This is a genomic window from Dokdonella immobilis (assembly GCF_900115085.1).
Classification (GTDB): domain Bacteria; phylum Pseudomonadota; class Gammaproteobacteria; order Xanthomonadales; family Rhodanobacteraceae; genus Dokdonella; species Dokdonella immobilis.
Genome location: NZ_FOVF01000015.1, coordinates 1 through 26,991, shown reverse-complemented (window position 1 = coordinate 26,991; position 26,991 = coordinate 1). Strand labels below are relative to the sequence as shown.

The following is a 26,991-nucleotide window of genomic DNA, read 5'->3' as shown; positions in this document are numbered from 1 at the left end:
TTACTCCTTGGGAGAGATCAGCGTTCCGGCCCCGGCACGCCGCGTGTGCAGGTTGAAGGTCGCGCCGTGGACGAGCATGTGGACGCCGAGACCGAGCAGACAGACCGCGTCGCCCTCGTCGGCGCGATCCATCGACGAGAACTGCAGGTCGGCGGCATCGATCACGGTGACCGAACCACTGCCCTCGACCTCAAGCGTGTTGTCCGGGCCGATGAAGGCGGCGGTGTCCTCGTCGAGGCCGATGCCGATCGCGAATGGATTGAAGGCCAGCGCCGTGGCCAGGCGGCCGAGGCGATCGCGCTGGCGGAAGTGCTGGTCGATGATGAAGCGGTTGGTCAGGCCGAGCCCGGGCGCCAGGCGCACGCTGCCGGCGCGGGGCGACCCGCCTTCCTCGCCGAACGCGATCATGTGCTCGCTGAGGATGGCCGCACCGGCGCTGGTGCCGGCCACATGCACGCCCTGCGCGTTGCGCTGGCGGATCAGCTTGGCCACCGGGGTGCCGCCGATCAGGGTGGTGATGCGCAGCTGGTTGCCGCCGGTGAAGAACAGGCCGGTCGCACGCCCGATGCGTTCGAGGCGGCCCTTTTCCTCGCAATCGCGTCGCGTGTCGAAATCGATCGATTCCACTGCGGCCGCGCCGAGATCGCGGAAGATCTCCTCGTAGCGCGCGCCGGTATCGAGCAGGCGGCTTGCGGTCGGAAAGACGACGATGTCGGCATCCTCGCCGCCGCAAAGCTCGACGAATCGGCTCAGGATGCGGCGGTCGTTCTGCTTTTCCTCGGCACCGCCGATCGGGATGATCCAGCCGCGTTCGTCACCGTCGGAAACCTTGCTGGGACACATCTAGCGCAAACCATCTGGGGATTGGGTTGCGGATGGTAGCGGTTCGAAAGGTCCGCGTCGCACGGTCTGATCGCTGCGGCGGTGCCAGAGTCCGCCGAGCATGACGTCGCGAATACCGGACCGCTCATCGAGCACGACGAGATCGGCATCGGCGCCGGCCTCGATGCGTCCCTTGCGCGCCAGCCGCAGCAGGCTGGCCACATTGCTCGTGAAGGCGGGCAGCACGCGCTCGAGTGGCAGGCCGCCTTCGAGCAGCTCCTGCAAGGTGGCGGCCAGCGCGCCAGGCGCGCCGACCTCCATGTGACTGAGCTGGCCCTCGGCATCGAAACACGGCAGGCAACCGCCGGCATCCGAACTGACTGTCACGCGCTCGGCCGGCGCACCGGCATCGAGATAGCGCTGCAGGGCGTCGGCGGCGCTCCAGGCATCCTCGCCGTCCTCGACCGGAAAGGCCGTGATGTCGATATGGCAACCATGGCGGGCGAGCAACAGCGCCTCCTCGAACAGGGCGCGGCGCCGATTGACATGGGTCGGATTGAATACGCGCGCCGGCAGTTCGCTCTCCGACAGCGCGCGGCGCACCAGGTCGAGGCCGCGCGCGCCGTCGCCGAGATGCAGGTGGACGATGCCGGCCTTGCCGCTCATGAGGCCACCGACATGCGCCTCGGCGGCGATGCGCAGCAGTTCGTCGAGGGTCGGCTGGCTGCTGCGGTGGTCGCTGATCGCCAGTTCGCCGACGCCGATCAGCGGATCGACGAAGGCGATGTCGCCACGCACGCTGCCGGTCAACGTCGTGGGCGGCAGATGATAGCCACCGCAGTAGCCCCAGGCGCCGAGGCCCTGTTCGCGCAGGGCGTACAGCGAGGCGACCAGCTCGCGCGTGCTGCGCGCGCAGTCGTCGGTGCCGAGCAGGCCGATCACCGAGGTCACGCCGCTCCGGGTGTAGCGACTCAGTGGCAACGGAGAAATGCGCGTGGCGAAACCGCCTTCGCCGCCGCCGCCGGTCACGTGCACATGCCCGTCGATGAAACCCGGCAGCAGACGCGCGCCGTCGAGCTCGACGACCTCGAGCGCGAGACCGCCGGGCATGGCCTCGTCGGCCGCGAACAGGGCCAGAATTCGGCCGCCGCCGACCAGCACGTGACGGCGCCCCAGCGGCTGCGGCGCAAACACCGCGGCATTGCGCAGCAGGGTCAGGGCGGGGTTTTCGGCAACGGACATGGACGAACTCTAGCAGGTCGCCCCGGTCCGTTGCGGGCTTGCGCGAGCGCCTGGGCAGGCCCGCGGCGCAGCGCTTTGCGGTGCCGGAAACGACTCAGGTCGATGCGGGGGCGCCGGCAAGCCCGTCGGCCGCAACGGGGCGTCCACCGTGGCGGCGCCAGAGCCAGATCGCCGCAGCGATGCCGGCGCAGGCGATGCCGCCGACCATGAGCCGGAACGGCCACGGCGAGCCGTGGTTCATGGTCGGGAAAAGGCGCAGGCCTTCACCCCAGGCGTTGAGCGACTGATGCAGCAGATGGCAGACCAGGATGCTGCCGCGGGTGGCATTGAAAGCCATGCCCATGACCAGGCCGATGGCCAGGATCATCAGGGCGAAGGTCAGTACCCCATAGCCGCCGGGATGGCCGCCTTTCATCATGAAATACGGGCTGTGGAAGGCGCCCCAGATCAGCGCCAGCGACAGGTTGGCCTGCAGCGGCCGCAGGCGGGCCTGCAGTTGCGGAAGGGCGTAGCCGCGCCAGGCCAGCTCCTCGGAATTGAGCAGCAGATAGACGCCGAAGATCTGGGCCACCGCGAGCAAGGCCGATCCCTGCAGCGAGAACGCAGGCAGGCTGCCGTCGACCACGGGGCCGCCATAGGCGGCAGCGATGCAGATCAGGCCCGGCAGCGCGAGCACGCCGAGGTACCAGCCCATGCCGACGCGCCAGCGGACCAGGCCGCCAAGCAGTTCGCGCAGGCCCCGGCGGCCGTGATTGAGTCCGGTCGCGAGCAGCGTCGAGATCAACGCGCCGAAGAACATCAGTGGCTGCAGCGGCGTCAGCGCATGCAGCAGGGTCTGCCATGCAACTGGCGAATCGGCGTCAAGCCAGCTGGCCAGTACCATCGGTGCGGCGCCGAGCCAGGACAGGGCGAAGGTCAGGACGAGGAATCCGCCGAGGCCGATGCGCTGCCTGCCTTGGGTGGAATCGATGCGGACGATGCCGTCTTTGATCGCGTACATGGTTGTCATCTCCCGTTGCGGAGATGGCAGGGTGCCGCTGGCCCGGTCGGCAGTCGTCCGGCGACGCGTAATCGAACTGCAGACCTGCGCACGCATCCGCCAAGTTGTTGATCGACAACACCTCTACGGCCTGATCGGGCGGCGTCGCGGCACGCCCGACGGTACCTTCAGGAAACCGGACCGGTCCGCTGTGTCGATGCCGCGAGGCTCTGTCGGTAGGCGAGCGGAGTCATCCCGGCGCATTTCCGGAACGCCGTATAGAACGACGATTTCGACGAGAACCCACTGCGCGTCTGGACCTCGGTGACCGTCATCGCCGGCTGTTCGGCCAGCAGGCGCCGGGCATGCTCGCAGCGGTGCTGGTTGATGAAGTCGAAAAACGACAAGCCGAAGTGCCGGTTCAGTGTCTGCGAAATGTCGCGGGCCGTGATCGGCAAGCGGTCCGCGAGGTCGGCGATCGAGATCGTGCCTTGCAGGTGGGCGCCACTGTGCGCGAGGAACGCTTCGATGCGGGTTGCGTTGTCGAGCAGTTCGGCGTGGGACAGGCGATGCGGTCCGTACTTGTCTTCGCTGGCGTTCAGCAGGTTGACCGGCGCAGGCGCCTGCGCAGACTGGCGCAGCGCCTGGACCAGGAAGTAGAACCCGAACAGGAATGAGGCGGTCGCCTGGACGAGGACGAATCCGGTGTCCAGCCAGGCCAGCGGCCAGCGGCCGACCAGGAGTTGATGCAGCACTTCGACCACGGCGAGCAGCAGTGTCCCCGCCAGCGAAACGCGCAGCCAGGTCAATTCGGCCAGACCCGTGGTCGCCTGCTGCTGCTTGTACAGCGCCCGGTGCCGGAGCAGGACCCGCACGCTCAGCAACAGATAGACGAATACGTAGAAAAAGATCGCGGCTTGCAACAGCGGCGAGTTCAGCGCGCTCGAATAGCTTGCATCGTGCAGGATGGCCCGCTGAACCGGCGTCGACTGCCCGGTATAGGAAGCCAGGACGACACCGAGCACACCGAGCACCGGGGCGAAATGCAGTGCCGACGCCAGACGCAGCCGGAATCCGTCGACGGCCAGCGAGCAGGCATACAGGTAGAGCAGCGGAGCAGCGGCCAGGCCGAGCGTGTTGCCGAGAAAGGCATAGCGCGGTTCCTGCGCGGCCCAGCCACTCGTGACATAGAGGAAGTTGCCCAGCGATGCGGCCACGGCGAGCAGGAACCCGGCCAGCAGTCGCGCACTGGACTTGCGCGGCCCGGCGCTGAACAGGCTGAAGCCGGCGACCACCACGAAGGTGAAGATGGCCAGTATCAGACTTGCCGTGATCAGTGAAAGGCGCATGGCCGGACTGCGATCCTGCGGGCAGCCGCTATTATGAGCGGGCAGACTTGCCTCGTCAGCACGTGTCGGGAGACCGGAAAGTCCTGGTGTACGGCGGGCGCTCGAGCAGGTCATGCGCCGGCAGCACGGTCTCGCCGAGCGCGATGCGCAGGTCGACCACGGCAGGGCCTTGCGCACGGTCGTTGCGTTGCGCGCGATTCAGTGCCACGGGCTCGCCGGGAGAGGGTTGCACCTCCCTTGCCTCCCGGACTCGTTGCAGATCATTGCAATGAAAACTCGTGCTTTGTTCGGAACGATCGGATGTCCGTTTGTGCCATCGGGTTAGCGAACGCCGCTGTCGGCACAAGCCGGGTGCGTTCGGGGGTAAAGTGCAGTTCCCTTCCGAGAGGACTGCACGATGTCGCGAATGACCTGGCTGCTCGGCGCATGGGTATCGACGATCGCCTCGATGAGCGCGTTTCCGGTGCATGCGCAAACCGGCGAGCCGGCGGTGATCGCGGCCTGGACCGCGGCGCACCAGCATTCGCTGCTCGACGAGTTCGAGGCCTTCCTCGGCATGCCCGATGTGGCCACCGACAAGGCTGCGATCCGGCGCAATGCGGAGGTCCTGGTCAGGATGATGGACAAGCGTGGGCTCCATCCGCGCCTGCTCGAAAACGCCGATCGCAGCGCGCCGCCAGCGGTGTATGGCGAATGGTCGGTGCCCGGCGCGACGCGGACCCTGGTCATCTATGCCCACTATGACGGCCAGGCGGTCGATCCTGCCGAGTGGTCCAGCGATCCATGGAAACCGGTCTGGCGTCGCGGTCGCCTCGATGTCGCGCCTGAAATCGTCGAGCGCGATGCCTCGAAGCCGATCGATCCGGACTGGCGTCTGTATGCGCGCTCAGCTTCGGACGACAAGGCCGGCGTGTTCGCGATCCTCGCCGCGACCGATGCGCTGAAGGCCAACGGCCTGCTGCCGACAGCGAATCTGCGCTTCTTCTTCGACGGCGAGGAGGAGCAGGGATCGCCGCACATCGGTGAATTGATGCGCCTGAATCGCGCCAGTCTGCGCGCCGATGCCTGGCTGATCTGCGACGGGCCTGTGCACCTGAGCGGCCGCCGCCAGCTCGTCTTCGGCGTGCGCGGCGATGCCAACGTCGAACTGACCGTGTACGGACCGAAGCGCCCGCTGCACAGCGGCCACTACGGCAACTTCATCGTCAATCCGGCGCTCAAGCTCGCGCGCCTGCTGGCGTCAATGAAGACCGACGAAGGACGCGTCGCGGTTGCTGGCTGGTACGACGACGTTGTTCCGCTTGGCGCCGCCGAGAAGGCCGCGATTGCGGCCGCGCCCGAGGATGACGCCGGCCTGCTCCGCGACCTCGGCCAGGTCACGGCCGAAATGCCCGGCACCTCGCTGGCCGAGGCGATCAACCAGCCTTCGCTCAACATCAACGGCATCCGCGTCGCCGACGTCGGCGCGCAGGCGCGCAACGTCATTCCGACCGAGGCGCGAGCGACGCTCGACCTGCGCCTGGTCAAGGGCAATACGGTCGAAGGCCAGTTCGGGCACCTGCGTGCGCACATCGAGAAGCAAGGCTATCTGGTCCTCGATCGCGCGCCGACCGACGGCGAACGCACGAGCCACGCGAAGATCGCGACGGTCACCCTGGAAAGCGGCGGCTATCCGGCCTCGCGCACACCGATGGACTTGCCGATCGCGCGCGATGTCGCCGCGGCGATGCGCACGGTTGCCGGCGATTCGCTGGTGCTGACGCCGACAATGGGCGGCAGCCTGCCGCTGTACCTGATCACCGAGGTCACTGGCGCGCCGACCCTGGTCATCCCGCTGGCCAATCCCGACAACAACCAGCATGCCGAGAACGAAAACCTGCGCGTCGGCCACCTCTGGGACGGCATCGCCACGCTGGCCGCGGTGATGCGGCTGCCGTCCGCGGCGGCCGCCGGTGACTAGATCGCGTCGCCTCCGCCCTCGGACGCGCCGAATACATAAGCCGACTGCACGCTGCCGAGTACGCGATCCTCGAACACCTTGAGGCCCGAGTCTCCAGCGGCGGCGCCGGCGACCACGTGCAGCGGCAGCAGGTGTTCCTCGCGTGGATGCGATTCGCGGGCGCCCGGTGCCTCCGCCCAGTGCACCAGGCGCTGCTCGCGTTCGTCACCCGGCGAGGCGATCGTTTCGGCCAGCCACGCATCGAAGCGTTCGGAATCGGCATCGACCTGCGCGTTGTCGCGACGGAAGCGCTGCATGTTGTGATAGCTCATGCCGCTGCCGATGATCAGCACACCCTCCTCGCGCAGCGGGGCCAGGGCGCGACCCATGGCGAGGTGTTCGGCCGGGTCGAGCCCGCGGCGCAGCGACAGCTGGACGACCGGGATATCGGCGTGCGGAAACGCCAGTTTCATTGGAATGAACACACCATGGTCGAGGCCGCGACGATCATCCGCTGCGCTTTCGAATCCGGATGCAGCGAGCAAGCTGCGAATGCGTCGAGCGAGCGCCGGCGAGCCCGGCGCAGGCCAGCTCAGCCGGTAGGTGTGCTCGGGGAATCCGGAATAATCGAACAGCAGTCCGGGCGCGGCTTGCGTGTTGACCGTGAAGTCGGACGCCTCCCAGTGTGCCGAGACGACGACGATGGCTTTCGGCGCGACGCCGACCTGTCCCACCAGGCCGCGCAGCCAGTCGGCCATGCGATTCCAGCTATCGGGCGGCGACCAGTCCATGAAAAAGCAGGGGCCGGCGCCATGCGGCAGGAAGACGGTGGGCAGCATATTCGCGGGCATCGGATTGGCCAGTGTCGGATCGATATCTCTTACATGCGGCCCGATCGGCCCCTCGCCAGAGGCTCTGGACGAAACGGATCGTTCACGCCGGGGAAACCGTGTCCGGGCCGGTCAGGTCGCTTCGTGTCCGGCCATGACCCGTTCGATGCGTCGGTCCGGGATCAGCCAGGTCAGAGCGACCAGCACGTAAATGGCCAGCGAGATCCAGTGCTGGACGAAGGCCAGTGGAATCGCGATCGCATATAGCGCGGTCGATACGAGTCCCTTCCTGTCCCTGCCGATGGCACGCGCCACCAGCGAGGTTTCGCCTTCCGCGGCGATGATGCGCCGCGCCAGCGCCCAGTAGGCGATCGAGGCCATCAGCAGGACCACCCCGTAGAGCGCGGTCGGCATCGCCGCGAAGTGATTCTCGCCCATCCAGCCGGTGACGAACGGAAACAGCGAGAGCCAGAACAGCAGATGCAGGTTGGCCCAGAGCGTGCCGCCGCGAACCTGCTTCGTGGCATGCAGGAGATGGTGATGGTTGTTCCAGTAGATGCCGATGTAAACGAAGCTCATCACGTAGCTGAAGAACACCGGTATCAACGGCGTCAGCGCGATGAGGCCCTCGCCGTGCGGCACCTTCATCTCCAGCACCATGATCGTGATGATGATGGCGAGCACGCCATCGCTGAATGCTTCCATCCGGTTCTTGCCCATCACCGAGTCCCCGCCGTCTGCCTTGCCGTATGGCAAGTCACGGTGGACGATAACGCAGACGGGTCGATTCGGGGAGCTGCGACACGCTGCATTGCGGCGGCGAGCGCCGGGCCGCGTCCTTGCGGCCTGCAATGGCTGATTCAGCGCGCAATCCGACCGAAGCGCCCGTTGTTGAAGTCGGCCACGGCCTGCTCGATTTCCGCCTTCGTGTTCATCACGAATGGACCGTAGCCAACCACCGGTTCGTCGATCGGTTCGCCGCTCAGCAGCAGCACGGTCGCATCGGTGTTGGCCTCGATGGCGAAGGTTTCGCCGTCGCGACCGAACACGACCATCTGCGCCTCGCGGGCAATCCTCTCGGCGTTGACCATGACCGTGCCGTGCAGCACGACCAGGGCCAGGGTGCGGCCGGCCGGCAGGCTGAACGTACCGGCCTTGCCCGCGGCCAGGCGGATGTCCCAGACATCGATCGGCGTGAAGCTCTGCGCCGGGCCACGATGGCCGGCATACTCGCCCGCGATCACGCGCAGCGTGCCGGCAGCGCCGGGCAATTCGACGACCGGGATCGTGGCATCGAGCAGGGTCTGGTAGCGCGGTGGCGACATCTTCTCGGCCGCCGGCAGGTTGACCCAGAGCTGGACCATTTCGAGCACGCCGCCGTTGCGCGTGAAATCGTGCGAATGGAATTCCTCGTGCAGGATGCCCGAGGCCGCGGTCATCCACTGCACGTCGCCCGGACCGATCTTGCCGCCGGCGCCGGTCGAATCCTTGTGCTCGACTTCGCCCTGGTAGACGATCGTCACCGTCTCGAAACCGCGATGCGGGTGCTGGCCGACCCCGCGCGGACGGCTGGCCGGCTCGAAGCGCATCGGTCCGGCATGGTCGAGCAGCAGGAACGGACTGAGCTGCGCAGCATGGTTGTGATAGGAAAACATCGAGCGCACAGGAAAGCCGTCGCCGACCCAGTGCGGTGCGGGGGCGTCCTGGACGCCGAGTATGGTCTTCATCCGAAACTCCTCATGATCGACGTTCCAGCGGCCGTCGCGATGGCGACGAGGTGGGGGCGCGCACTCGACGCTGGAAGACCGTCCCGGGAAAACAATCTGTTCCGCCCGCGGAACGATCGTGCGGAATGTGGTGCCGGCTTCAGCCGCCCGCCTGTGCTGGCAGAGCCGCAGCGCAGGGGCTAGAGTCGCGCCAGGGGGATTCGAGACGTGCAGGAAAAGGCGGAACAAGCGAAGTCCGGGCCGAGCCGCATCGGTCAGATGCTGGCGCGCCTGGGGGGTGCCGATCCCGATCTGCGCTTCCGGGCCGAGGTCGTGCTCGGCGTCGGTGCGATGCAGATTCCGATCATTGGGCTGCTCTGCGTGACCGAACTGCTCTGGGGCACGAAGTTGGTCGGCATCGTTTGCCTGATCGGCCTGGCCGCGCTCCTCGCGATCCTGTTCGATCTGGTCCGCAGCGCCGAAGTGGTGCGGGCGGGCGTGCGCTTCATGACCGTGCTGTTCGTGGTATCGGCCATCCTCAACCTCGCTTCGGGCGGCCGCACGGTCGGGGTCAGCATCGCCCTTCCGACCCTGGTACTGATCGGCGCCCTGGTGCTCTCGCGTCGCGCGGCGATCGTGCTGTTCGTCATGGTCGTTCTTCAGCTCGGCATGGTCGGGGTCATCAATCCAGATTCCGCGATGTTCCCGATCCGGCCGGATCCGGACTGGGTGCGAACGTCGATCTTTCGCGTGCCCATGCTGATCAGCGTCGGCACGGCCTTCATCGGTCTGCTGGTGCGCCGCGCGATGCTTCGGCACAGGATGAACCTGGGCCGGGCCCAGGCCGAGCTGGCCGCCAATGAACGCAAGCTCCGCGAGGTCTTCGATTTCAGTCGTGGCCTGATCTGCACGCATTCGCTGGACGGCACCGTATTGACTGCGAATCCGGCCGTGGCCCAGTCGCTCGGCTACACCGTGGAGGACCTGGTCGGTCGCAACATCCGCGAACTGATGCCGGAGCCGACCCGGGCCCGGTTTGCCGAGTACCTCGAACGCGTCGCGGCGAACGGGGGCGACATGGGGCCGATGCAGGTGATCGCACGCGATGGCAGCCTGCGTTTCTGGGAGTACAACAATCACTTCTGTCGGGATGCGGCCGGCACCCCGTATATCCTCGGCAATGCGACCGACATGACCGAGCGGCGCAAGCTGGAACGCCAGCTGCGCGAGCTGAGTGTCCGCGATCCGCTGACCGGCTGTTTCAACCGTCGCCATCTCGAACTGGCGATCGAGAGATTCGAACCATCGCAGCGCTGGGGCTGCATCGTCGTCGACCTCGACAACTTCAAGCGCATCAACGATACCCGCGGCCATCGGGTCGGCGACGAGATGCTGATCGCGATCGGGCGGTTCCTCAACCGGCATGCGCGAGCGGGCGATTCGGTGATCCGCATGGGCGGCGATGAATTCCTGCTGCTGCTCGTCGATGGCGATGTGGCGACGGCGACGGTGGCCGAGCGACTGCGCCACGAGGCGAGGACCCAAGCCCCCTGCGATCTTTCGATCGGATTTGCCGAGCGGATCGGGGACGAGTCGCTGGAGCGCACGCTCGAACGCGCCGACCGGCACCTCTACCAGGTTCGCAGCGAGACACGCGTCCAGGAACGCCGCGACGCCGCGCCCGATTGCTGAGACGGTGCCGGCGGCGCAACGAAGCTCAGTGCGCCGATCCGGTGCAGTATTCGGCAAAGCCGCGCACGAAGGTCTGCAGCTGATCGCGCATCCGCTCGTCCACCAGATTGCCATCGGCGTCGAACAGGCCGCCGGCCCGCGACGCCAGCAGCCGACCGCCTGTCCAGAAACGCACACCGAGCGTGCGAAATACCGGCAGCCAGGCATTCTGCGAGAGGATCGTGCCGAAGCCGCCTGGTGAGGCGCCGATCAGGGCCACCGGACGGTTGCCGAATACCGCGGGGATTTCGGCGGCCGGACGAGACAACCAGTCGATTGCGTTCTTGAACACGCCGGGAATCGAGTTGTTGTATTCGGGCGTCGCCAGCAGCAGGCCGTCGCAACCGAGCACCCGGTCCTTGAGCGCGGCGACCGCGGGCGGAATCCCTTCCTGCTGTTCGAGATCGCCGTCGTAGAGCGGGATCCCATGCAAGGTGGCAATGTCGAACGTGCAGTCGGCAGGAATCACCGACCGGGCTGCCTTGAGCAAGGCGGTGTTGAAGGACTGCTTGCGCAGGCTGCCGGAAATTCCGAGGATCCTGATCGCCATGGCTGAGTCTCCGTGTGGACGGGGTGCATCGATTGTGCCGGAGCAAGTCGGGATCGTCCGGCGTGTCGTCAGTTCGTGCCGCGGTTCCTGCCCTTCCACGGGGCGTAGAAATCGCGCAGTCGCGCCAGGTCGGCCCGCATGTCGTCGCTGGTGTTAAACAGCGGACCGACCCCGATCGTGCGTTCCGGGTAGTGGAAGTAGACCGGCAGGATCGGCACATCGGCGGCGCGCGCGATATGCCAGAAGCCGGTGCGCCACTGCTTGACCGGCTTGCGCGTACCCTCGGGTGCGACCCCGATCCACAGGCGCTCGGCCACGCGCAGGCGCTCGGCCATCTGTTCGACCACGCCGTGGGTGGCGCTGCGCTCGACCGGAATGCCACCGAGCTTGCGCAGCACCCAGCCGAGCGGCCCGACGAACAGTTCGCGCTTGGCCATGAACGAGACATCGGCGCCGATCGCGATCTTGATCAGCAGGCCCCAGAAGCCATCCCACCACGAAGAATGTGGCGCGGCGATCAGGACCAGGCGCGCCACGTCGGGAAAGTCGCCGCGCAATTTCCAGCCACAGCGGGTGACGAACCAGCGTGCCAGGCGGCGGCCGACATGCGAGCGCAGTTGCGGCATCGAGGGCGGCAACTGCCGCGGCAGGGCTGGCGTGTTCAATCACCGCTCCAGTTCTGCGAGCCGCGCCCCGACTTTATCGAGGCGCGTTTCTTCTTGGCGGTGATACGACGCTCCTTGGAAGCCCGGGTCGGGCGTGTCGCCACGCGCTTCTTCGGCACGAACTGCGCAGCGCGGATGACCTCGGCCAGGCGCACCCGTGCGTCCTCGCGATTCTTGGCCTGGTCGCGGAACCGGTTGGCCTGGATGACCAGCACGCCGTCGTCGGTCAGGCGGCGGTCGCGGCGCGCCAGCAGCCGCTCGCGCAGGGCCTCGGGCAGCGACGGCGATTTCGCCACGTCGAAACGCAACTCGACCGCGCTGGCGACCTTGTTGACGTTCTGCCCGCCCGGGCCCGAGGAGCGCACGAAGCGCTCGACCAGTTCGTCGTCCGGTATCTGCAGCTGGCTGTCGATCTCGAGCATGCGGCCATTCTAGCGGGCTGGCGCACGTTCCGGATCGTTCGCCAGCCGAGCCCGGCGCAGGCTTGCTCCGCGGTGGGCTGGCTGGCCGCTGACCGGCTACGGCCGGATACGCGATTGCATCGGCAATGAAGATGTGGGCCGGGGTCGATGACCTGGCACCTGACGCGATCCGATGCCCGCGAATCGAAGGATGGGCGCGACAGACGGGCGGCACGCGAAGATGCCATGGTGTCCCGAGGCGCGGTGCGCGCCGCCGGGACCCGGGCCGAACGCGCCGTGGCAAGAGACAAATTGCATTTTGGGATTCTGCATGGTGCCTGGCACCCTTGCTGACGGTTCGGACGCTGTTGTAGAGTTCAGGCAACAGGGGAATATCACATGCATCCAGTTGCTTGCCGCGCGCTCGTGCGGCTGGGTTTCGTCGCCTTCGTTTCGGCCCTGCCGGCTTTGAGTCGGGCCGACCTGCAGATTCCGGCAGGCGCACGCCTGCAAATGGGTTCGGGCACTCTCGACGCGGGTGGCACCGATGCGGTCATTTCCGGCGAGGTGTGGATTCAGGCCGGCACGCTGCTGGGGTTGCGCAACGTCGATATCGAACCCGGTGGCACCCTCGACAACGGCAGCGGTCAGATCGCCCTGGCTGGCGACTGGGTGCCGGCCGGTGCCTATCTGGCCGGCACCGGGCGCGTCGATTTCGTCGACGGCGCCGGCCCGACCAGCGCGACGGTAAGCGGCGACAACGCCTTCTTCAATCTCGGTTTCACCAGCACCACCGGCAAGAACTTCCGCTTCCCCGTCGGCAGCGTGCAGTCGATCGTCGGCCAGCTCGAGATCCTGGGCACCCAGGCTTCACCGCTGCAATTCCGCAGCACCGTCGGGGGACAGGTTGCGTCGATCAACCTGCTGCCGGGCGGCACCCAGAACATTGCCCATGTCGGTGTCTCCGATGTCCATGCAATCGGCCAGCCGCTTGCGCCCGACCAGAGCAACGAAGGCGGCAGCGGCAACGATGCGGGCTGGTTCGGCAACGTACTGCTCGGTGAAATCAGGGACCTGCCGTCATCGTCGCCGTGGTCCCTCGCACTTCTGGTCCTTTCCCTCGCCATGCTTGCCTTGCGTGCGCGTCTTGCACCTCTACCCCGCCAGCGGAGTCTGTGAATGAAATTTTCGTCGATGCTCTGTCCGCTCTCCGCAGCGATCCTCGTGGCCCTTTCCGGTTCTTCGCAGGCGGCAGACGTGGAGATCGCGCCACCGGCAGGTGGCAATGTCGTGATCCGCGACAGCACCGGCGCGACCGCGCGCTTCATCGTCGCCGATGACGGCACGGTCACGATCAGCGGATTACCGAGCACTGTCCAGGAAGATGCGCCGGTCTGTTTCGATACGGTGTCCGGCCAGCTCGGCAGTTGTCCCTCGCTGCTCGGCGCGACCGGTCCGACCGGACCCGCCGGCCCGATAGGACCCACCGGTGCGACCGGCGCGACGGGTGCGGCGAGCATCGTGCCGGGACCGACCGGCGCGACCGGAGCCACGGGTGCGACCGGCGCCACCGGCGCCGCGAGTACGGTGCCGGGTCCGACCGGCGCGACCGGTCCGATCGGTGCCACGGGAGCTACCGGAGCAACGGGTGCCCAGGGCGCCACCGGCATCACGGGCGCCCTTGGTCCGACCGGCGTCACCGGCGCTGTCGGTCCAACCGGGGCCACGGGCGCGCCGAGCACGGTCCCAGGCCCGACCGGAGCCACTGGTGCCGCCGGTCCGACCGGGGCGACCGGCGCTGCCAGCACGGTGCCGGGCCCGGCCGGCGCCACCGGAGCCACCGGTGCGACGGGTCCGACCGGCCCGACCGGTGCGGCCAGCAGCGTACCGGGTCCGACCGGCCCGGCAGGCGCTGTGGGTCCTGTCGGACCCACCGGAGCCACGGGCGCTACGGGCGCGAGTGGAACCGGGCTGGTCGTGCGTGACGGCAACAATGTCACGCTCGGATCGATCATCGACATGAACGCCAGTTCTGATCCCGATGTGACCGTGATCACCTCGAACGGCTACTACGTCACGATCAATCTTGACGGCAGTCTCGGCACCGGCGCCAACATCTATTTTGCCAATACGACCTGCTCGGGCGCGCCCTACGCCGGAGCGAACATCGCCGGCTCACCCAAGTACGCCAAACTCCTGGTCTACTCGGCGCTGCTGAACCAAACCTACGTACTGAGTGGTTCGACGTCCAATGGCCAGGTCTTCCCTGTGAGCCAGGCCAGTCTCGGCATCACGGTCGGGTCGATCGACTCGAACGGCACCTGCGTCGTGCAGGGTTCCACCGCGCAAATGTTTCCGCTGACGGTCACGCCGCAGACGTCGATGGGACTGCCGGCACCCGGCGCCACGCGCATCGCCGTGCCGCTGCAGTTTCCGTAACGTCCGGCGTCGGCGACCGGCGCTCCCGGTTCGGCGGGATGCGCCGGGGCGAGCGGGATCCGTTCGACGACCGATGCCTTGGCCCGCCGCCGGTGCGACCCGCGCCAACGACCGGCGCCGGTGCGATCTTGTCGATCGCGCAGGAATTGCGCAGACTGCCGCGCTTGGCATGCCGCCACAACGCCCCTCGACCGCACGCCGATGAGCCTCGTCAACCTCAAGTCTGCCGTCGCCCAGTGCGATGCCTGGAAGTCGATCATCCTTGCCCGCGTGGGCGGTGCCCAGCTCAAGGTCATGCGCATGGATGCGGCCCCGTATCCGGATGAGACGCACGACTACCCGGAGGGCCTGCTGGTCGTCGACGGCCAACTCAACCTCACGCTCGGCGACGCGTCGGTGACGGTGCGGGCCGGCGAGGTCTTCATCGTCCCGGTCGGCGTCGCGCATGCGGTAGCCGCCGGCAGCCACGGGACGCTGGTCATTTTCGACACGTAGTCGAGCGGCCCGGGCGACACCACGGCGCGACCGGTCGGCCGGCCGGGAATCGGGCTCGCGGCGCGCAGGGCGGCACCGCAGCAGAGAAGGGGCGCATGAAGGAATTCTGGAGCAATCGCCTGTTCAGCATCGGCGCGATCATCGCCCAGATCGGCTGGACGCCGCTGTTTGCGATCGTTTTCCTGGCCATGCCCGGCCTGTGGCCGGACCCGAATCCGAATCCCATCGGCCCCGGTGTGCTGTTCTTCGTCTCGTTCTGGCCGGCGGTAATTTGTCTCGGTCCCGGTGCTGTTCAAATGTGGCGTCGTCGTCGACAGGCGGGTACTGCAGCGGCGTCCGGATACACGATGGATGCGTGCGCGCAGGCCCGACCGCTTGCCGCGCCCGTGGATGCCGGGCGTGCGGATTTGGCGTTCGCGCAACTGCGCGGATCGAGACGCGTCGCGGATGCGTGGCGAAGCAGCCGCCACCGAATGCGCAAACCGACTATCCTCGGAAAAACCGGGGTCGGTCCGAACCCGCGCCGGCGACAGGGCCCGGGGCGTGGCCAGCCCGGGCATCGAACGCGTCGAGCGGGGTTCGGCCAGGCATGGAAAAAAGGGGAATTGCCGAGTGACTGACAGCGGAGCCGAAACACGGCGCCTGAGTGAACCGGGCGAGGACGTCCCGAGCGGACTGGCGATCGGTCCGTACCGGATACTGCGCCTGCTTGGCCAGGGCGGGATGGGACGCGTCTATCTCGCCCAGCAATCGCACCCGCAGCGCCAGGTCGCGCTCAAGGTCGTGCGCGGTGTCTCGGCGGCCGTCATCGAACGCATGCGACGCGAGATCGACGTGCTTGCCCAGCTTGAACATCCCGGCATCGCACGTCTCTACGCGGCCGGCGAAGCACGGGTCGACGACGTCGAGGTGCCGTGGCTGGCGATGGAGTACGTGCGCGGCGTCGATCTGGCCAGCCACGTGCGCGAGCGCGATCTGGACATCACCGCGCGCCTGCGCCTGCTGATCGAGATCGCCCGGGCGGTCCACTACGCGCACGAGCGTGGCGTCATCCACCGCGACATCAAGCCCGGCAACATCCTCGTCGACACCGACGGACATCCGAAGGTGCTCGACTTCGGCATCGCCCGACTGCGCCACGGCGGCCGCGCGGACCTGACCCAGGATGGCCAGGTCCTCGGCACCCTGCCGTACATGAGCGCCGAGCAGCTGCTCGGTGACGGAAGCGGCGTCGATGCGCGCAGCGACGTCTACTCGCTCGGGGTCGTGGCCTACGAACTGATCAGCGGCCGCCTGCCGCACCCGCGCCTCGGCACGTCCACGGTCTTCGAGGCGCTCGACATACTGCGCAACGAGACGCCACCGCCGCTGGCCACGATCAACGCGGCCGCGCGCGGCGATCTCGACACCGTCATCATGAAGGCGCTGGCGAGCGAGCGGGGGCAGCGCTATGCAAGTGCGGCCGACTTCGCCGAGGATCTGCAGCGCTTCATCGAGCATCGTCCGATCGCCGCGCGGCCATTGACGCGCTGGTACCGCGCCCATCGCTTCGTGCGCCGCCATCGCGTGCTGACCGCAGCCATGGCCAGCATCGTGCTCGTCCTCACCGTCGCCAGCGCCATCTCGATCCGCTACGCACTGGCCGAGCAGCGCGCCCGCGCCGAGGCCGACCGCCGCGCCCGGGAATCGGCCGCCGTCAATGCCTTCCTCGAGCGCATGCTCGCTTCGGCCGACCCCGACCAGACCGCCGGCCAGCGCCTGACCGTGGACGCCGTCGTCGACCAGGCCGAGCGCGACTTCGAACGCCTCGATGCCGAACCAGGCGTGCAGCGCGCTGTCGCCACCACGCTTTCGCGGACGCGCAGGGCGCTCGGCGAGTTCGATGCGGCCCTGGCCCTCAATGCACGCGCACTCGCGCTCGGCGAAACGATCGGCGCAACCGGCGCCGAGCAGGCCGGGCTGCTGCACCAGCGTTCCTCGCTGCTCGCCGACCTCGGCCGCTTCGACGAGGCCGTGGCCGCGCTCGATCGCACGCGCGCCGCCTGGCCCGATGCCTCGCTGGCCCAGCGCCTTGCGCTCGATCTGACCTCGGCGCGCATCGACGAGGAAGCCGGTCGCCCGGAGGCGGCCGAGCGCAAGTACCGGGCCCTGCTCGAGTCCCTGGCCGGAGTCGACGCGGCGACCCTGGCCGCCAATGCGAGCCTCGGTTCGACGCGCGAAACGGCGCGCAGCAACCTCGCGGGGGTGCTGCGCGACAAGGGCGCGCTCGACGAGTCGGAAGCCTTGACGCGCGAGGTGCTCGCCTCGCGCCTCGAGCAACTGGGCGAGCGGGCACCGCTGACGCTGGCCAGCCGCAACAAGCTGGCCCTCGTGCTCGCCGCGCGCGGCGACATGGATGCGGCGCGTACGGAGGCCGCGGAAGCCCTGCGCCTGCAGCGCGAGGTGCTCGGCAACCAGCACGTCAGCACGCTCATGAGCATGCAGACGTTGGCCAACATCCTGATGGGGCAAAAGGCCTACGACGAAGCGGAGGCACTGACGAAGGAGTCGCTGGCCGGCATGGAGGCGCAGTTCGGCGAGGACTACGCGCAGACGCTGGCCTCGATGAACACGCTCGCCTACCTGTTCGAGGAACGCGGCCGGGTCGACGAAGCGGAGCGGCAATATCGTCGCATCATCGCGATCCAGACGAGCGGCGGCGTCGAGCACCCGACCACGCTGGCGCCGCGCAACAACCTCGCCATGTTGCTGATGAACGCCGGCCGGCTCGAAGCCGCGCGTTCCGAGTTCGCGGCCTTGCTCGCACACGCGCGCAGGACCGTCGGCGAGGATCACGCGATGACCGCGATCTTCATGAGCAACGAAGGCCTGTGCCTGGCCCGGATGGGCCGCCTTGGCGAGGCCCGTCGCGAACTCGAGGACGCCCATGCACGCTTGCTGAAGACCTTCGGACCTGAACATGTGCGCACGCGCGCGGCAGCCGAGCGACTTGCCGAAGTCTACCGACGCCTCGGACAGGACAGCAGGGCGGAAGCGTTGCTGGGCAGCGGGACGGACTCGTGACGATGCTCCTCGCGGCTGCCAGTGCGGTGTTCGCGGGTTCGACCTTCATGCTGTTGCTGCGCCTGCGTCGCCTGCGCCGTGAGCTGGCGGCCGAACGGGTCGAGTCTGCGACGCGAATGGTCGAGCGCGAGGCGGTCGCGCGCGAGCAGGCGGCGCTGGGCGAACGCGCACGCATCTACGATGACCTGCATGACGATCTCGGCGCGCGTCTGCTCGGCATGATCCACGCGGCTGAGTCGCCGCTGCAGGCCGACCTCGCCCGCGCCGCGCTGCAGGATCTGCGCGACGTCGTGACGCGCTCGCGCGGCACGCCGGGCACACTCCGGGACACTCTCGCCGAAATCCGCAGCGAGATCGCGCAGCGCCTCGCCGCGGCCGGCATCGATCTGGCCTGGGACGTCGATGAGCAGCTGCCCGACCCTGACCTCGACAGCGGTCGTGCCCTCCATCTGCACCGCATCGTCCGCGAAGCGATCAGCAACGTGATCCGTCACGCCCGTGCGACGCGCGTGCGCATCCGCGCCCTCGTGCGCGACGGCGCGCTCTGCCTCGACCTGACCGACGATGGCGATGGCGACGAAGCGCCGAAGGGATCCGGCGGGCGCGGCTTCACCACGATGCGCGAGCGCGCCGCCGAACTGGCCGGAAACATCGACTGGGGACCCGGCACGCAGGGCGGCACCAAGGTGTTGCTGACGGTACCGCTCGGCGGCGCCTCGTGAATCGCATCGACCGCGCGCTCGTCGTCGACGACCTCGCCGGCAGCCGCGATTGGCTCTCGTGTGCGCTCGAGCAGGCGTTCCCGGGCATCGTCGTCGCTAGCGCGGCGACGCTTGCGGGGGCATCGCTGCACCTCGATCCCGCTCCGCCGCTGGCGCTGATCGATCTCGGCCTGCCCGACGGCTCCGGCCTGCGCCTGATCGAGCGCCTGCATCTGCTCGGCACGCTGTGCATCGTGGCGACCGTGTTCGACGATGACGCGCATCTCTTTCCTGCCCTGCATGCCGGGGCCGGCGGCTACGTGCTGAAGGACCAGTCGACCGGACACCTCGCCGATATGCTGAGCGGCATCGCCGCCGGCCAGCCCCCGCTGTCGCCCTCGATCGCGCGCCGGCTGCTGCGGCATTTCCAGCCAGCGCTACCGGTTGGTGGCGAGGCCGCGCTGACCGCTCGCGAAACCGACGTCCTGCGCCTGATCGCAAAGGGCCACACCGTCGCCGAAGTCGCCGGCCTGCTCGGCCTCTCGCGGCATACGGCGGCCGGATACGTGAAGGACGTCTACCGCAAGCTCAGTGTCGGATCGCGGGCCGAGGCCACGCTCGAAGCGACGCGCCGCGGACTCGTTGGCTAGTCTGAAGACGCTGAGCCGGGCAGCCCGAGTTCCTCGAACGCATCGCAGAAGATGTTCTCCGCACCGAGCGCATAGCCACATCTGGCATAGGTCGGGACCTCGTGCCAGAAGCAGTTCGAGGCGCCCGGGTCGGCGACGCACGCGGAGAGCTGCGCAGCGGAGGGTGGATCGGACATGTCGATCGCACCGACCAGGGGCACCGGCCCGGGCACCTCGGTGCCGGCATCGAGGTGCACCCCGAAGCTCACGAACCCGTTGCTGGATGCCGGCAGGCCCGCGCCCTGGCAGGTCAGCAGCTGACCGTCGATGGACGCGCCACTGGCCACGCAGCTCAGGGCCGGCAGCGCACTGAAGCTCTGGGTGTAGGTGAACCCGGGCGGCAGCTTGATCTGCAGCGTCGTGCGCGCGGCCAGGCTGTCGCCGAGGTTGCGGAAATTGACCACGATCGGGCCGTTGTCTTCGCCGAGGGTGAAATAGGCCTGGCTGTGCTGCACCTCGGGGTCGGCGAAGGCAAGCACGGCGATGCTCGGTGGGCGCGTGTTCACAGCGAGTCGGCCGCAACCGCGTTGCTGTGGATTGGCGATGCAGTCGGTGGGCGGCGGCACGACATTGTTGCCGATCGCGGCATGGAAATAGTGTGGACCGGGCACCGTGACGTCATGTGCGAAATCGCTGCGAAACGAGACGAAGCCGGTCTGGTTCGGAAACATGGCTGGCGTCGTGCAGCTCAGAAGCTGCCCATCGGGCTGCTCCTGCGCCGCGCAAGTCCACGTTGGAATGCCCGATGCAGAGCCACTGTAGGTCACGCCCATCGGGAACTTGATGTTCAGCGTCACCGGCGTGTTCGAGGCGCCGAAGCCGATGTTGCGGATGTCGGCAACTAGGATGTTCTGCTGTGTGCCGGCTTCGATTGCAATCGGCCAGGTGGAGACGGGATTGCCACTGTTGCCCCAGCCGGAGATTTCGAGACTCGACTCGGCGACAGCGGGCGCCACCGTCGCGCATCCGGTCGCGCTGGGCGACGGGACGCACTCCGGCTGGGGCGGTAACGGAACGTCGGGGCTCGAGATCGTTGCCGTGATCGTCGTTGGGCCGAGCGGCGTGGAGGGGTCGGTGTAGCCGGTCAATGACAGGAAGTTCAGGGTCCAGGTTGGATCGGACAGGGTTGCATTCGAGGTGCAGACGATTTCGCGGGCATCCGGCGGCGCGATCGAGCAGGTCCATCCACCGCCGCTGCCAGACAGGAAGCGCGTGCCTGCCGGCAAGCTGGCATGGAACACGAAAGGCCCGGAATAGATGATGCCGTCGCCGATGGTGTTCTTGGTCACCGTGGCGCCGGAGTTGAACTGCGTGCCCGTGTACAGTGCAGGGGTCTGCAGTTCGAGCCTGAGTCCGGCCGCTTGTGCGAACGAGGCGAGGGCAAGCAGAACGAAGACCGCGGAGCGGCGGAGGAGCGATGCAAGGCTGGGCATGGCGAATTCGATTTGCGGAAAACGCAGGCACGTTAGGCAATTCGCGCATGCGCGGGTACCCCGCGAACAGGGGGGCTACCCCGCTGCCCAGGTCGTGCACGCGGCGGCGCTGCGCGCCTCTCGCGAGCGCGGTCCCGCCTGCGACCCTGCTTCGGAGTGATCTGCCTGTCTTGTCGGTTCGAACTGGAGTGAGCACCGTCGATTGGCCGGGCCCGACTCCTGCGGCATCGAGCCTGCGTATTGCCGCGTCATGCCCATCCACCCGACCGCAAGGTTTGATTCAGGTGCCGATTGGCATGCCAGCCACCGCGCGGATATCCGGCAAGGCCCATTCGAATCGCTCGAGCACGCCGGCGAACTCACTGTCCAGCGCCGCCTCGACTGCCAGGCGACGGCCGTCGAGTGGGTGGTCGAATGCCAGCCGCCACGCATGCAGGAGCAGGCGATGCACGCCGAAGTGCTGCTTGAACAGGCGATTGTGTTCGGTGCGGCCGTGGCTGGTGTCGCCGATCAGGGGGTGACGCAGGTGGGCGAAATGGCGGCGGATCTGCCGGTAGCGACCGGTCTCGGGTGACACCTCGAGCAGCGCATAGCGCTGTTGCGGATAGCGGTTGATCGGGATCGGCACCTCGGTCGTGGCCAGGCGCTGCCAGCGCGTCAAGGCCGGTTTGCGTTCGCTCTTCTCGCGCACGCCGGGCAGGGCGTAATCGATCTCGCCGGTTTCCTCGGGCCAGCCGCGGCAGACGGCCAGGTAGGTCTTCTCGACGTCGCGCTGCATGAACTGGCGGCCCAGTGTGGCGGCGATCTCGCTGCTGCGGCCGATCAGGAGCACGCCGCTGGTCGCGCGATCGAGCCGGTGGATCAGGTGCAGGGGGCCGTCGACGAGCTCGCGCACGACATCGATCAGGTAGACATCGCCATCATTGACCAGCCGGCTGCGATGCACCGGCATGCCGGCCGGCTTGTCGACGACGACGATGTGCGCATCGCTGTAGAGGATCACCGCTGCCGCCCGAGTCAGCGCGTGCAAAATGCGCGGGCGAACGCCCAGACCGCAAGCGCGGCGGCGCCGAGGCCGATCAGGCTGAGTCCGTGCCAGCGCGCGGTGCTGCCGTCGAACACCTGGAGCAGGGCGGCGCAGAGCGCCAGCGTGGCGCCGGCGGTCAGGTTGATGGCGAGACGTGGGCTGCGTCGCGAATGCGCTTCGAGCAGGCGCAGATCCTCGGACGCGATGCGCAGCTCGAGCTTGCCGTGGGTGACCTGCTCGAGATAGCCGTGCACGAGCTGCGGCAGGTCGGGCGCGGCGGCCAGCCATTCCGGTACGCGCCGACGCAGGCGCCGCAGCATGGCGCGCGGACCCGATCGCTTGAGCCAGATGCGCTCGAGTACCGGGCGCGCGGTGGCCCAGATGTCGATGGTGGGGTGCAGCAGGCGGCCGACGCCCTCGATGTTGAGCAGGGTCTTCTGCAGCAGGATCAGCTGCGGCTGCAGGGTCAGCTGGTAGCGGCGCGCCACCTGGAACAGCTTGACGACCACCTCGGCCAGAGAAATCTCGCTCAAGGGGCGTGTGAAATACGGCTCGCAGACGGCGCGGATCGCCGACTCGAGTTCGTCCATGCGCACATCGGCCGGCATCCAGCCGGCGCGCAGGTGCAGCTCGGCAATGCGCTTGTAGTCCTGCCTGAACAGGGCCAGGAAGTTTTCGGCGAGCCAGTACTGGTCCTGCTCGGGCAGGGTGCCCATGATGCCGAAGTCGAGCGCGATGAAGCGCGGATTGTCGCGCCGCGAAGCGTCCACCCAGATGTTGCCGGCGTGCGCGTCGGCATGGAAGAAGTTGTCGCGGAAAACCTGTGTGTAGAACAGCTGCACGCCCTTCTCGGCGAGCTGCACGCGATCGATGCCGGCCGCATCGAGGGCGGCGAGGTCGTCGACCGGAATGCCGCGCACGCGCTCGAGGGTGAGGATGCCGGCCGTGGTGTGCGACCAGACCACTTCGGGCACGTAGAGATCGTGCGAATCGATGAAGTTGCGTCGCAACAGGCTGGCGTTGGCACCTTCGCGCTGGAGGTCGAGTTCGTTGAGCAGGGTCGATTCGATCTCGGCGACCACATCGAGCGGGCGGATCTTGTCGGCATTCGGATGCACGCGGTTGGCCAGCTCGCCGAGGGCGCGCAGCAATTCGATATCGCGCTGGATGCGCGCCTGGATATCGGGCCGCAGCACCTTGACCACGACCTCACGGCCGTCACGCAATTCTGCGGCATGCACCTGGGCGATCGAGGCCGAGGCCAGCGGTTGCTCATCGAAGGCGGCGAAGCGTTCGCCGATCGCGGCACCGAGTGCGCGTTCGACGGCGAGACGCGCCTCGCTGCCGGCGAACGGGGTCACCTTGTCCTGCAGCGCGGTCAGTTCGTCGGCGATGTCGGCGGGCAGCAGGTCGCGACGGGTCGAGAGGATCTGGCCGAACTTGACGAAGATCGGTCCGAGTTCGGTCAGCGCCATGACCAGGCGCGCGCCGCGCGGCAAGGCCGCGACTTCGGCCGGTGCACGTGGCACGAACAGGCGCGCCCAGCGCAACACGCGAAAGCGGTGGGCGTCATCGATGACGTCATCGAGGCGATAGCGCACGACGACGGCCGCGATGCGCATCACCCGCGGCAGCAGACGCCATGAAGCGCTCATGCGCGCCGGACCGCGTTCAGGCGTCGGAAGCGGGCTTCGAAGCGATCGGCGCGTTCGCGCAGCTCGTCGACCTCGTCGAGGAACTGCTCCATCTCCGGCTTGGCGATCAGGTCGCGCCGCTCCTCGACCAGGTAATCGGCGGTGTCGCGAACCAGGGCCGAGGCCGAGCGCCGCGCCCCGCCGATCGCGCGCCGGAAACCACGCGCGATCTGGAATCCGATCACGTCGCCAAAGGCGCGCGCAAAGACCTCGTCGATATCGGGCTCGAAGCGCGTGGCCAGGCGCTCGAGTCGGCGGGCCAGCTCGGCATCGCCGGAGATCTCGACCTGGCCGGGCGGAATCGCCGTCTCGCCATCGCCGCGCAAGCGGGCGAAAGCCAGGCCGAGCAGGCTGCCCGGGGTCGCCGTCACGCGCAGCTGGTTGTCGCCGCCGAAGGCCGGGCCGACGACCAGGCGCTGCCCCTCGACGGCAAGTCGCATGGCCAGACCGGTGCCCTTGAACGCGATGCCGATGGCGCGCCCGTCCAGTGCGCCGAGTGCGTCGCGCGTATCGGCATCGAGGCTGAGGGCGCGATTGAGTGCCGATTCGAGGCCTCGACCGAGCACCTTGAGTATCGGGTTGGGCGCGTGCTGGCGATGGATTTCGGTCGTCGTCATCGGCGCATTCTAAGGCATCTGACCCGGGAGTCGGCCCGGCCAGAGTCGCGGCGCTTTGATGTGACGAAAGGGATCGATCCTGAAGGCTCTTCCTACAGGGTAGGGGCCGGAAGACGGGCGCGGGGCTCGATGGCTTTCCACGCGTTGCCGCTTCGTTGTTGCTTCAGCCGCGATGCCTTCTTCGCGAAGTGACGAAGGGCATCGAGCCTGAAGGCTCTTCCTACGAAGTGCATGGAAGTGCATGCGTGGCATGGATTTCGATTGCCGATCGCGCGCTGCTGCTTCAGCTCAGGGCGTGCGGCTTTGCATGCGCTCGCGCGTCAACGCGGTGAACAGGCGGCTCATGCCTTCGGCGGTGCTGAGTTTGGGCGCATAACCGAAATCGCGCCTGGCCGCGCCAAGATTGAACCAGCTGGCATGGCTGAACAGTTCAAGGATGTAGGGGTTAATCAGTGGCGAGGTGCTGTCCGCGCCGGCGCGCGCGGCGGTTGCCAGAGCGTGCGCGGTCAAGGAAGCGAGCCGCCGCTTTTCCGGCGGAAAGCCGCCGGCGCGCAGCAGCGCATTGAGAAAGGTCTCGATGCTCATCGGTTCGCCCTGGCCGACGAAATAGGCCTTGCCGGCAAGTGCGGAACCGTTTTCAAGCTTGCCCAGTGCCAGCGCGTGCGCATGCGCGGCGTTGTCGATGTGGCACGGATCGATCTTCTTGTCCGGCTCGCCGAAGAGGCGCAATTTTCCGCGTCGGGCCAGGTCGAGCAGGGCCGGCAGGATGCGCGTTTCGCCGGCGCCCCAGAGCAGGTGCGGGCGCAGCACGCAGGTGGCCAGGCGCTCGCCGTTGGCAGCCAGCACGCGCTGCTCGGCCAGTGCCTTGGTGTGCCCGTAGGCCGAGGGCCACTTTTGTGGATAGGGCTGGCGCTCATCGACGCCTTCGAGGTCGTCGCTGCCGATCACCGCATTCGCGCACGAGGTCAGCAGCAGGCGCGGCACGCCGACCAGCTCGCAGGCACCGAGCATGCAGTCGGTCGAACGCACATTGGCATCGTGGTATTGCTCGATGCTGGCCAGCGGGTCGCTGCAGCCGGCCGCATGCACGATCGCCTCGCAGCCATCGGCCGCTGCGCAGACACTTTCGAATTCGGTCGCCAGTCCGATGCGCAGCTCGACGCCGAGCGTGCCCAGCTCGCGGTTTTCCGAACGCACCAGGGCGCGCACGCGATGACCCTGTTCGAGCAGGGCGGTGGTGATGGCCCGACCGAGAAAGCCGGTCGCGCCGGTCAGCAGAATCTGCATACGCTCAACAATCGTTCTTCGTCACGCCACGTCGCGGCGTCCCCGGTACCGAGTGTGCAGTACTGCCGGGCCAATTTCGAGGGTATTCGATGTGGCCATGACGAATTTTCGCCGGTACTGCCCGTCCATGCGACGGTTATCCGATCCCATCCGATCCGAGCAGATGACGGCACGCCGTGGAACGCGGGGCGATAGCCGAAGCGCTGCAGCCGAACTCAGTTCTCCTTGACCGGAAAGGTCTCCACATCGCCGGGTTTCGGTTCGGCCAGCGAGGATCGCGCCGGGCGCGGGGCCTCGCCACAGGCATAGGCAGCCCAGCTCTGCTCGCCATTGCGCGCCTCGCCAAGAGGACGAATCGTGTCGGCCTGCAGTCCGGCCGCCTCGTTGCGCGCCATGACTTCAAGCTCGTCGTTGATCTTGATCGCGCTGCGGTCGACCGGCCCGACCTTGTCGAGCACCGAGACCGTGATCTTGCCCATGTCGCGACAGCCGCTGACATCGTCGTTCCAGGCAACGCGCACGTTCTTGCCGGCGCTGTCGAGCTTGATGCCCCAGCTGCAGGCGGCGAGGGGAAGGATCAACAAGGCTGGAATCAGGAGTTTCATCGCGATCGGGCTCGGTCTTGTCGGGATTCGGGAAGAGGTTGAGTTTAGTGTCGGGTTGCTGAATGGCGCTGGAGGAGGTTATGGGTTCGGTGGGTTTGTTTTCGCGCTGTCCGTTGTCGCTACGCGGCGCATCGGTGTTGTTGGAGGGGATCGCTCGCTGCCAGCCGGCGAGCCACTGTGGCTCCACTGTAGGAGCGCCTTCAGGCGCGATGCTCTCCTGCACGGTCCGAACTTCTACATCGTCGTCCCTGCTCTTCGACAGGCTCAGGACAGGCCGGACTTCGTCCGCGCCGTGACCCAGCGCCTTGGCTTTTCCGTATGTTCGTGCATCGCTTCGCGGCGCGAGACGTGTCGATCCAGTGCCAAGCTTTCACTCGCCTTCGGCGAGCGAGTCACTTTCTCTTGCGTGGCCAAGAGAAAGTAACCAAAGAGAAGGCCACCCCGATGCAGCGGTCTCCGGGCATCCTGCCCTGCGACTTCGCGCAGCGGCTCCGGGGTTGGCTGACAGTCCATCCGTGGACTGGCAGCCAACTGGCTCGCATCCTTGCGAGCCACCCTACGGGCCTTTTCTCCGCCGCTGCGCCACTGCATAGGGGCCCCAGTCACTGCGCCTCCTGCGCAGCCAAGACGAAGCAGATTCCCGCAAGCCTGCAGATGCCGCTTCGCTTCTGATTTCCCCTTCTCCCGCGCGCGGGAGACCAAACGGCAGGACTGCCGCTTTGCGCAG

General features: G+C 67.5%; 26 protein-coding genes. 9 read left to right on the top strand and 17 right to left on the bottom strand.

Annotation, left to right across the window (positions count from 1 at the left end; genetic code table 11):
* The 5 genes from BM125_RS11260 to BM125_RS20240 form a co-directional block, all read right to left on the bottom strand.
* Positions 1–843, bottom strand: coding sequence for a cyanophycinase (locus BM125_RS11260; protein WP_092407993.1), 843 nt, complete (start codon positions 841–843; stop codon positions 1–3).
* Entirely contained in the window at positions 844–2,064 is a 1,221-nt protein-coding gene (iadA, locus tag BM125_RS11255; protein ID WP_092407991.1) for a beta-aspartyl-peptidase, read from the bottom strand. It lies immediately after the preceding gene.
* A 94-nt stretch (positions 2,065–2,158) separates the two neighbouring features.
* Positions 2,159–3,064, bottom strand: coding sequence for a CPBP family intramembrane glutamic endopeptidase (locus BM125_RS11250; protein ID WP_175498041.1), 906 nt, complete (start codon positions 3,062–3,064; stop codon positions 2,159–2,161).
* Positions 3,065–3,231: 167 nt separating this feature from the next.
* The gene (locus BM125_RS11245; RefSeq protein ID WP_175498040.1) at positions 3,232–4,392 is read right to left on the bottom strand and encodes an AraC family transcriptional regulator; all 1,161 of its coding nucleotides are present in this window, start codon (positions 4,390–4,392) and stop codon (positions 3,232–3,234) included.
* Positions 4,393–4,447: 55 nt separating this feature from the next.
* Complete coding sequence (locus BM125_RS20240) at positions 4,448–4,600, bottom strand: hypothetical protein (RefSeq protein WP_175498039.1); 153 nt, start codon at positions 4,598–4,600, stop codon at positions 4,448–4,450.
* A gap of 189 nt (positions 4,601–4,789) precedes the next feature.
* Here BM125_RS20240 and BM125_RS11240 point away from each other — a divergent pair, with 189 nt between their 5' ends.
* Positions 4,790–6,352 (top strand): M20/M25/M40 family metallo-hydrolase, encoded by a 1,563-nt coding sequence (locus BM125_RS11240; protein ID WP_092407985.1) that lies wholly within the window; start codon positions 4,790–4,792, stop codon positions 6,350–6,352.
* On the opposite strand, the gene BM125_RS11235 is transcribed toward BM125_RS11240, so the two are convergent.
* The 3 genes from BM125_RS11235 to BM125_RS11225 form a co-directional block, all read right to left on the bottom strand.
* The gene (locus BM125_RS11235; protein ID WP_092407983.1) at positions 6,349–7,182 is read right to left on the bottom strand and encodes a DODA-type extradiol aromatic ring-opening family dioxygenase; all 834 of its coding nucleotides are present in this window, start codon (positions 7,180–7,182) and stop codon (positions 6,349–6,351) included. The genes BM125_RS11240 and BM125_RS11235 overlap by 4 nt on opposite strands.
* 111 nt (positions 7,183–7,293) lie before the next feature.
* Positions 7,294–7,881, bottom strand: a complete 588-nt coding sequence (locus BM125_RS11230) for a TMEM175 family protein (protein WP_092407981.1) — start codon at positions 7,879–7,881, stop codon at positions 7,294–7,296.
* A gap of 140 nt (positions 7,882–8,021) precedes the next feature.
* Positions 8,022–8,888, bottom strand: coding sequence for a pirin family protein (locus tag BM125_RS11225; protein ID WP_092407979.1), 867 nt, complete (start codon positions 8,886–8,888; stop codon positions 8,022–8,024).
* Between the two features lie 207 nt (positions 8,889–9,095).
* Between BM125_RS11225 and BM125_RS11220 the strand changes: the two genes are divergently transcribed.
* The gene (locus BM125_RS11220; RefSeq protein ID WP_092407977.1) at positions 9,096–10,559 is read left to right on the top strand and encodes a sensor domain-containing diguanylate cyclase; all 1,464 of its coding nucleotides are present in this window, start codon (positions 9,096–9,098) and stop codon (positions 10,557–10,559) included.
* 25 nt (positions 10,560–10,584) lie between these two features.
* Here BM125_RS11220 and BM125_RS11215 read toward each other — a convergent pair whose 3' ends face one another.
* The 3 genes from BM125_RS11215 to arfB form a co-directional block, all read right to left on the bottom strand.
* Positions 10,585–11,148, bottom strand: a complete 564-nt coding sequence (locus BM125_RS11215) for an NADPH-dependent FMN reductase (protein ID WP_175498038.1) — start codon at positions 11,146–11,148, stop codon at positions 10,585–10,587.
* Between the two features lie 68 nt (positions 11,149–11,216).
* Positions 11,217–11,774, bottom strand: coding sequence for a 1-acyl-sn-glycerol-3-phosphate acyltransferase (locus BM125_RS11210; protein ID WP_092408091.1), 558 nt, complete (start codon positions 11,772–11,774; stop codon positions 11,217–11,219).
* Positions 11,775–11,809: 35 nt separating this feature from the next.
* Complete coding sequence (gene arfB, locus BM125_RS11205; RefSeq protein ID WP_092407975.1) at positions 11,810–12,235, bottom strand: alternative ribosome rescue aminoacyl-tRNA hydrolase ArfB; 426 nt, start codon at positions 12,233–12,235, stop codon at positions 11,810–11,812.
* 378 nt (positions 12,236–12,613) lie between these two features.
* On the opposite strand from arfB, the gene BM125_RS11200 reads away from it, so the two are divergent.
* The 7 genes from BM125_RS11200 to BM125_RS11175 all read left to right on the top strand — a co-directional run bounded on the left by BM125_RS11200 (position 12,614) and on the right by BM125_RS11175 (position 19,562).
* Positions 12,614–13,393, top strand: a complete 780-nt coding sequence (locus tag BM125_RS11200; protein ID WP_139224964.1) for a hypothetical protein — start codon at positions 12,614–12,616, stop codon at positions 13,391–13,393.
* Complete coding sequence (locus BM125_RS20810; protein ID WP_281243946.1) at positions 13,394–14,653, top strand: collagen-like domain-containing protein; 1,260 nt, start codon at positions 13,394–13,396, stop codon at positions 14,651–14,653. It begins immediately after the preceding gene.
* A gap of 201 nt (positions 14,654–14,854) precedes the next feature.
* Positions 14,855–15,148, top strand: coding sequence for a cupin domain-containing protein (locus tag BM125_RS11190; RefSeq protein ID WP_092407971.1), 294 nt, complete (start codon positions 14,855–14,857; stop codon positions 15,146–15,148).
* A 95-nt stretch (positions 15,149–15,243) separates the two neighbouring features.
* A complete protein-coding gene (locus BM125_RS20235; RefSeq protein ID WP_175498036.1) occupies positions 15,244–15,768 on the top strand; it encodes a hypothetical protein in 525 nt (174 codons plus the stop codon).
* Entirely contained in the window at positions 15,761–18,211 is a 2,451-nt protein-coding gene (locus tag BM125_RS11185; protein ID WP_175498035.1) for a serine/threonine-protein kinase, read from the top strand. The genes BM125_RS20235 and BM125_RS11185 overlap by 8 nt, the downstream gene beginning before the upstream one ends.
* 2 nt (positions 18,212–18,213) lie before the next feature.
* On the top strand, positions 18,214–18,933 hold the full coding sequence (locus BM125_RS11180; protein WP_092407967.1) for a sensor histidine kinase: 720 nt from the start codon (positions 18,214–18,216) through the stop codon (positions 18,931–18,933).
* Complete coding sequence (locus tag BM125_RS11175) at positions 18,930–19,562, top strand: LuxR C-terminal-related transcriptional regulator (RefSeq protein WP_217647855.1); 633 nt, start codon at positions 18,930–18,932, stop codon at positions 19,560–19,562. Before BM125_RS11180 ends, BM125_RS11175 begins: the two co-directional genes overlap by 4 nt.
* Here BM125_RS11175 and BM125_RS11170 read toward each other — a convergent pair.
* The 6 genes from BM125_RS11170 to BM125_RS11145 all read right to left on the bottom strand — a co-directional run bounded on the left by BM125_RS11170 (position 19,559) and on the right by BM125_RS11145 (position 26,264).
* Positions 19,559–21,034, bottom strand: coding sequence for a hypothetical protein (locus BM125_RS11170; RefSeq protein WP_092407965.1), 1,476 nt, complete (start codon positions 21,032–21,034; stop codon positions 19,559–19,561). The two genes, BM125_RS11175 and BM125_RS11170, sit on opposite strands and share 4 nt — an antisense overlap.
* Positions 21,035–21,314: 280 nt before the next feature.
* The gene (locus BM125_RS11165; RefSeq protein ID WP_281243945.1) at positions 21,315–22,037 is read right to left on the bottom strand and encodes a pseudouridine synthase; all 723 of its coding nucleotides are present in this window, start codon (positions 22,035–22,037) and stop codon (positions 21,315–21,317) included.
* Positions 22,038–22,051: 14 nt separating this feature from the next.
* Positions 22,052–23,716, bottom strand: coding sequence for a ubiquinone biosynthesis regulatory protein kinase UbiB (gene ubiB / locus BM125_RS11160; RefSeq protein ID WP_092407963.1), 1,665 nt, complete (start codon positions 23,714–23,716; stop codon positions 22,052–22,054).
* Positions 23,713–24,372, bottom strand: a complete 660-nt coding sequence (locus BM125_RS11155) for a ubiquinone biosynthesis accessory factor UbiJ (protein WP_092407961.1) — start codon at positions 24,370–24,372, stop codon at positions 23,713–23,715. The genes ubiB and BM125_RS11155 overlap by 4 nt, the downstream gene beginning before the upstream one ends.
* 288 nt (positions 24,373–24,660) lie before the next feature.
* Positions 24,661–25,659 carry an NAD-dependent epimerase/dehydratase family protein gene (locus BM125_RS11150; RefSeq protein WP_092407959.1) on the bottom strand — a complete coding sequence of 333 codons (999 nt, stop codon included), beginning with the start codon at positions 25,657–25,659 and terminating at the stop codon, positions 24,661–24,663.
* Positions 25,660–25,874: 215 nt separating this feature from the next.
* On the bottom strand, positions 25,875–26,264 hold the full coding sequence (locus tag BM125_RS11145) for a DUF4156 domain-containing protein (RefSeq protein WP_092407957.1): 390 nt from the start codon (positions 26,262–26,264) through the stop codon (positions 25,875–25,877).
* Between the last annotated feature and the right edge of the window lie 727 nt (positions 26,265–26,991).

Coding starts and splice junctions, on each gene's coding strand:
- BM125_RS11230 (WP_092407981.1), bottom strand. CDS start 7,881: ATGGGCAAGAACCGGATGGAAGCATTCAGCGATGGCGTGCTCGCCATC.
- BM125_RS11260 (WP_092407993.1), bottom strand. CDS start 843: ATGTGTCCCAGCAAGGTTTCCGACGGTGACGAACGCGGCTGGATCATC.
- BM125_RS11235 (WP_092407983.1), bottom strand. CDS start 7,182: ATGCCCGCGAATATGCTGCCCACCGTCTTCCTGCCGCATGGCGCCGGC.
- BM125_RS11250 (WP_175498041.1), bottom strand. CDS start 3,064: ATGTACGCGATCAAAGACGGCATCGTCCGCATCGATTCCACCCAAGGC.
- BM125_RS20810 (WP_281243946.1), top strand. CDS start 13,394: ATGAAATTTTCGTCGATGCTCTGTCCGCTCTCCGCAGCGATCCTCGTG.
- BM125_RS11240 (WP_092407985.1), top strand. CDS start 4,790: ATGTCGCGAATGACCTGGCTGCTCGGCGCATGGGTATCGACGATCGCC.
- BM125_RS11145 (WP_092407957.1), bottom strand. CDS start 26,264: ATGAAACTCCTGATTCCAGCCTTGTTGATCCTTCCCCTCGCCGCCTGC.
- BM125_RS11170 (WP_092407965.1), bottom strand. CDS start 21,034: ATGCCCAGCCTTGCATCGCTCCTCCGCCGCTCCGCGGTCTTCGTTCTG.
- BM125_RS11215 (WP_175498038.1), bottom strand. CDS start 11,148: ATGGCGATCAGGATCCTCGGAATTTCCGGCAGCCTGCGCAAGCAGTCC.
- iadA (WP_092407991.1), bottom strand. CDS start 2,064: ATGTCCGTTGCCGAAAACCCCGCCCTGACCCTGCTGCGCAATGCCGCG.
- BM125_RS11180 (WP_092407967.1), top strand. CDS start 18,214: ATGCTCCTCGCGGCTGCCAGTGCGGTGTTCGCGGGTTCGACCTTCATG.
- arfB (WP_092407975.1), bottom strand. CDS start 12,235: ATGCTCGAGATCGACAGCCAGCTGCAGATACCGGACGACGAACTGGTC.
- BM125_RS11155 (WP_092407961.1), bottom strand. CDS start 24,372: ATGACGACGACCGAAATCCATCGCCAGCACGCGCCCAACCCGATACTC.
- BM125_RS11200 (WP_139224964.1), top strand. CDS start 12,614: ATGCATCCAGTTGCTTGCCGCGCGCTCGTGCGGCTGGGTTTCGTCGCC.
- BM125_RS11245 (WP_175498040.1), bottom strand. CDS start 4,392: ATGCGCCTTTCACTGATCACGGCAAGTCTGATACTGGCCATCTTCACC.
- BM125_RS11225 (WP_092407979.1), bottom strand. CDS start 8,888: ATGAAGACCATACTCGGCGTCCAGGACGCCCCCGCACCGCACTGGGTC.
- BM125_RS11210 (WP_092408091.1), bottom strand. CDS start 11,774: ATGCCGCAACTGCGCTCGCATGTCGGCCGCCGCCTGGCACGCTGGTTC.
- BM125_RS11190 (WP_092407971.1), top strand. CDS start 14,855: ATGAGCCTCGTCAACCTCAAGTCTGCCGTCGCCCAGTGCGATGCCTGG.
- BM125_RS20235 (WP_175498036.1), top strand. CDS start 15,244: ATGAAGGAATTCTGGAGCAATCGCCTGTTCAGCATCGGCGCGATCATC.
- ubiB (WP_092407963.1), bottom strand. CDS start 23,716: ATGAGCGCTTCATGGCGTCTGCTGCCGCGGGTGATGCGCATCGCGGCC.
- BM125_RS11150 (WP_092407959.1), bottom strand. CDS start 25,659: ATGCAGATTCTGCTGACCGGCGCGACCGGCTTTCTCGGTCGGGCCATC.